Source organism: Hydrogenophaga sp., assembly GCF_035481345.1.
Lineage (GTDB): Bacteria > Pseudomonadota > Gammaproteobacteria > Burkholderiales > Burkholderiaceae_C > Hydrogenophaga.
On sequence record NZ_DATIGV010000153.1, the window covers coordinates 1 to 3,821 of the forward strand.

The window sequence follows — 3,821 nt, forward strand, 5'->3', positions numbered from 1 at the left end:
CATGAGGATCTCCATCGCGCGCCGAAAGCCCACGAGCTGCGTGAGCGTGACCGACACGCCCGCGTCGGGCACCATGGCCACGCGCGTGGCGCCGGCCAGGAAGCGCGTGGACTCGCCGGCCACCACGAAGTCGGACGAGCAGACCAGGCCCATGCCGCCGCCGCCAGCGGCGAAGCCCTGCACGGCCGCCACCACGGGCGGGTTCAGGCGGATCAGCGCGGCCGTGGCGAGCTGCAGCAGCGCGGTCGCCACGCGGATGTAGTCGGGCAGTGCCTCGCCCTTCGACAGGAAGGTGTGCACGTCGCCACCGGCGCAGAAGTGCTTGCCTTCGCCGGTGAGCAGAACGGCGCGCACGCGGCCATCGCCGTGGATGCGCAGCACCGCCTCGTGCAGCGCGCGCAGCAGTTCCACGTTCAGGCCGTTGGCCGCGTCGGGGCGGCTCAGGCGCAGGTGGGCCACGCCGTCGGCGTGCAGTTCCAGGCGCACCGGGCCTTCGCCCACCAGCACCTCGGGTCTCGTCTCCTGGCTCATCGTTGTTCTCCGTTGCCTGGCCTCAGACCAGGAAGGCCATGGAATACAGCGCGTCCTGGTTGTTCACCAGGTTGACCTTCTTGCGCGCCATGCGAAGCGCACCGTCCACGCGGCGCAGCCGGTACTCGGTGCGCGCGGCCCAGAGCACGTCGCCGCGCGTCTGGTTCTCGAAGATGAGCACGTTGCTGCCCACGCTGAGTTCGTCGCCGTCCTCCTCCATCACCTCGATGTTGGAGATGAGCCGGCGCAGGCGCGACTGCGGCGTCTGGCTGAAGCGCTTGCCGGTGTGGTACTGGCGGATGCGCAGGGCGATGCGCGAGCGGTTGTCGTAGATGATGGACATCACCTGCTCGGGGTCGCCGCCGTCGCCGTTGGCCGGCACCCAGTACACACCATCGTCGGTCCACAAGGATTCCCACTCGTCGTAGCGGTGCTCGTCCTGCAGGCGCGCTTCGCGGTAGATGAACTGCGTGACGTCTTCCAGCGTGGCGCGTTGCTCGTTGGTCAGGGGCATCACGCGGCCTCCATGGTGGCGCGGTAGTGGCGCCAGATGCCGCGGCTGGGCACCTCGTCGGTGTTGTCGCCGATCAGGAAACCGTCCTCGTCGCGGCGCTCGCGGTGCTTGCCACGGCCCAGGAACAGCCACTCGGGGTTGCGCATCTGCACGCCCATCTGGGTGCGCTCGTACATCTCGGCGTCGTCGGCCAGCAGGAAGCCGGCCGGGCCCACGGATCCCATGGTCTGCTGGCGCATGCGGCGGTTGAGGTCGGGCGCGCCCTTGAACTGCAGCGCGGTCACGTGCTGCACGGTCTCGTTCACCGACAGCGGCTGGATCACGAAGATCTGGATCTCCGCGATGAACAGGTTGGGGTAGATCATGATGTGCGGCGTGCCGTCGATCATGATCTTGCGGGCCTTCTCCTCGCCGTAGGCCGCGTTCATCTTCGCGGTGTAGTCGGGCAGCTTGTCGGCCGTGGTGCCGAACCAGGACATCGGCACGTCGCGCTTGCGGAACTCGGGGCGCAGGTCGTTCTCGGTGTGGCCGTTGCCGAAGTCGCGCGACACCGCCGTTGACTCGGCGCTGTAGAGCGTGCCGATGCCGCTTTGCGCGACCTCGAAGATGGAGGCGTGCACGAAGGACGGGTGGTAGCCATCGGTCTCGTTCTCGACCAGGAACTTCCAGTTGGCCTTCACCTTGTGCTTGAGGAAGCCGGCGGTGATCTCCACCTCGCCCTCGGGCGAGGTTTCGCACAGCGCGTCGATGGACTTCATCGCCGCACCCAGGTGTTCTTCCAGGCTCGGTCCTTCGGCGGCCATGCAGCCGAACACGAAGCCGCGGTAGCTGGCCACGCGCGCGACCTTGCCCAGGCCGTGGTCCTTGCGGTCCACGCCCTCGTAGCCCGAGGGGAAGGGCCAGCCCTTGAGCGCGCCGTCGTTGGCGAAGGTCCAGCCGTGGTAGGGGCAGGTGAAGGAGCGCGCGTTGCCCTGCTCCGTCATGCACACGCGGTTGCCGCGGTGCGGGCAGCGGTTGTGCAACAGGTGGATCGCGCCCTGGCGGTCGCGCGTCATGATGACCGGCTCGGGGCCGATGGACTTCATGACGTAGTCGTTGGCGTTCGGCACCTCGCTCTCATGGCCCACATAGACCCAGGTGCGGAACCAGATCTTTTCCAGCTCGGCCTGGTAGATGGCGGGGTCGGTGTAGAGCGAGCCGTGCACGCGCTCCTCGTGCACGAGCTGGTCCCAGCGCGGTGCCACGGCGCTCGCGCTGGCGATGGGAATCACGGGGGCGCAGTTGTCCAATTGGGGGTCCTCCGGGTGGGGATGGAATCGTGTTGTCCGGTGCGTCGGTTGGTGGAATAATAGTCCGACGAGACGGACTATGTCAAACGGTCTTCTCGGGGTTTTTTCTGAGGACCATTCACCCATGCCCACCGTTGTTTTCATCGATCCCCACGGCAGCGAGCACGCCGTCGAGGCCCCCGTAGGCCGCAGCCTCATGCAGGTCGCCATCGACCACGGCGTGCCGGGCATCCTGGGCGACTGCGGCGGCGTGTGCAGCTGCGCCACCTGCCACGGCTACGTGGACCCGGCCTTCGCCGCGCAACTGCCACCGCGCTCGGAGACCGAGGTCTTCATGCTCGAAGGCGTGCCCGACCTGCGCGGCAACAGCCGCCTGTGCTGCCAGATCCGCATGCAGCCCGCGCTGGACGGCTTGCGCGTGCAGCTGCCCGACGAGCAGGTGTGATGGCCCCCGACGCGCGGGACGTCGCCCTCGCCCGCAGCTTCCTCTTCCTGCCCGCCGACCGGTTGGAGCGCTTGCCCAAGGCGCTGGACAGCGGCGCACACGCACTGATTCTCGATCTCGAGGACGCCGTCGCACCCGAGCGCAAGGCCGGCGCGCGCGACGCGCTGGCGCGGTTGTGGCCTTCGCTGGACGCGGGCGTTCGCGCGCGCCTGCTGCTGCGCATCAACGCCGCGCCCACGCCCTGGCACGCGGACGACGCGGCCCTGCTCGGAGAACTGCAGGGCCTGGGCGCGGTGATGCCGGCCAAGGTGGAGGCGCCCGCGGATCTGCTGCGCCTGTTCGCGGCCTTCCCCGCGCGTCGCTGGCTGCCGCTCATTGAATCCGCGGAGGGGCTCGCGCAGATCGACACCATCGCGCGCGTGCCCGGTGTTCAACGCCTGGCCTTCGGCCACCTGGACTTCCAGGCCGACCTGGGCATGGCCTGCGAGGCCGACGAGGCTGAGCTCGCGCCGGTGCGCTTCGCCTTCGTCATGGCCTCGCGCCGCGCCGGCATCGCGCCGCCCGTGGACGGCGTGACCACCGCACTGCAGGACAACGATCGCCTGAACGCCGACGCGCGACGCGCGCGGCGCTTCGGCTTCGGCGGCAAGCTCTGCATCCACCCGGCGCAGGTGGCCGCGGTCAACGCGGCCCTGGGGCCCAGCGATGAGCAACGCGCCTGGGCGCGGCGCGTGCTGGAAGCGGCCACCACGCAAGGCGACGGCGCCTTCCGCTTCGAGGGCGCCATGGTGGACGCGCCCGTGCTGGCGCGCGCGCGCCGCTTCGTTCAAGACACCAACCCGCAGGAGAACGCATGAAGATTCTGGTGCCCGTGAAACGGGTCGTCGACTACAACGTCAAAGTCCGCGTGAAAAGCGATGGCAGCGGCGTCGACATCGCCAACGTGAAGATGTCGATGAACCCGTTCGACGAGATCGCGGTGGAAGAGGCGGTGCGCCTGAAGGAAAAGGGCGCGGTCACCGAGGTGATCGCCGTCTCCTGC

6 protein-coding genes are annotated in these 3,821 nt (G+C 68.9%); 3 read left to right on the forward strand and 3 right to left on the reverse strand.

Annotation, left to right across the window (positions count from 1 at the left end; all coding sequences use genetic code 11):
* The 3 genes from VLG41_RS15785 to VLG41_RS15795 form a co-directional block, all read right to left on the reverse strand.
* On the reverse strand, nt 1–531 hold a 531-nt coding region (locus VLG41_RS15785; protein ID WP_325350351.1), incomplete at its 3' end, for an enoyl-CoA hydratase/isomerase family protein.
* A 22-nt stretch (nt 532–553) separates the two neighbouring features.
* A complete protein-coding gene (locus tag VLG41_RS15790) occupies nt 554–1,045 on the reverse strand; it encodes an aromatic-ring-hydroxylating dioxygenase subunit beta (RefSeq protein WP_325350352.1) in 492 nt (163 codons plus the stop codon).
* On the reverse strand, nt 1,045–2,334 hold the full coding sequence (locus VLG41_RS15795; protein ID WP_325350353.1) for an aromatic ring-hydroxylating dioxygenase subunit alpha: 1,290 nt from the start codon (nt 2,332–2,334) through the stop codon (nt 1,045–1,047). The genes VLG41_RS15790 and VLG41_RS15795 overlap by 1 nt, the downstream gene beginning before the upstream one ends.
* A 124-nt stretch (nt 2,335–2,458) precedes the next feature.
* Here VLG41_RS15795 and VLG41_RS15800 point away from each other — a divergent pair, with 124 nt between their 5' ends.
* The 3 genes from VLG41_RS15800 to VLG41_RS15810 all read left to right on the forward strand — a co-directional run.
* Entirely contained in the window at nt 2,459–2,779 is a 321-nt protein-coding gene (locus VLG41_RS15800) for a 2Fe-2S iron-sulfur cluster-binding protein (RefSeq protein WP_325350354.1), read from the forward strand.
* A complete protein-coding gene (locus VLG41_RS15805; RefSeq protein ID WP_325350355.1) occupies nt 2,779–3,636 on the forward strand; it encodes a CoA ester lyase in 858 nt (285 codons plus the stop codon). Before VLG41_RS15800 ends, VLG41_RS15805 begins: the two co-directional genes overlap by 1 nt.
* A partial coding sequence (locus tag VLG41_RS15810) for an electron transfer flavoprotein subunit beta/FixA family protein (RefSeq protein ID WP_414652506.1) occupies nt 3,633–3,821 on the forward strand: 189 nt, incomplete at its 3' end. The genes VLG41_RS15805 and VLG41_RS15810, both read left to right, overlap by 4 nt.

Excerpts from the sequence above, each read along its gene's own strand:
- VLG41_RS15790 (WP_325350352.1), bottom strand. The coding sequence starts at position 1,045 with ATGCCCCTGACCAACGAGCAACGCGCCACGCTGGAAGACGTCACGCAG.
- VLG41_RS15800 (WP_325350354.1), top strand. The coding sequence starts at position 2,459 with ATGCCCACCGTTGTTTTCATCGATCCCCACGGCAGCGAGCACGCCGTC.
- VLG41_RS15805 (WP_325350355.1), top strand. The coding sequence starts at position 2,779 with ATGGCCCCCGACGCGCGGGACGTCGCCCTCGCCCGCAGCTTCCTCTTC.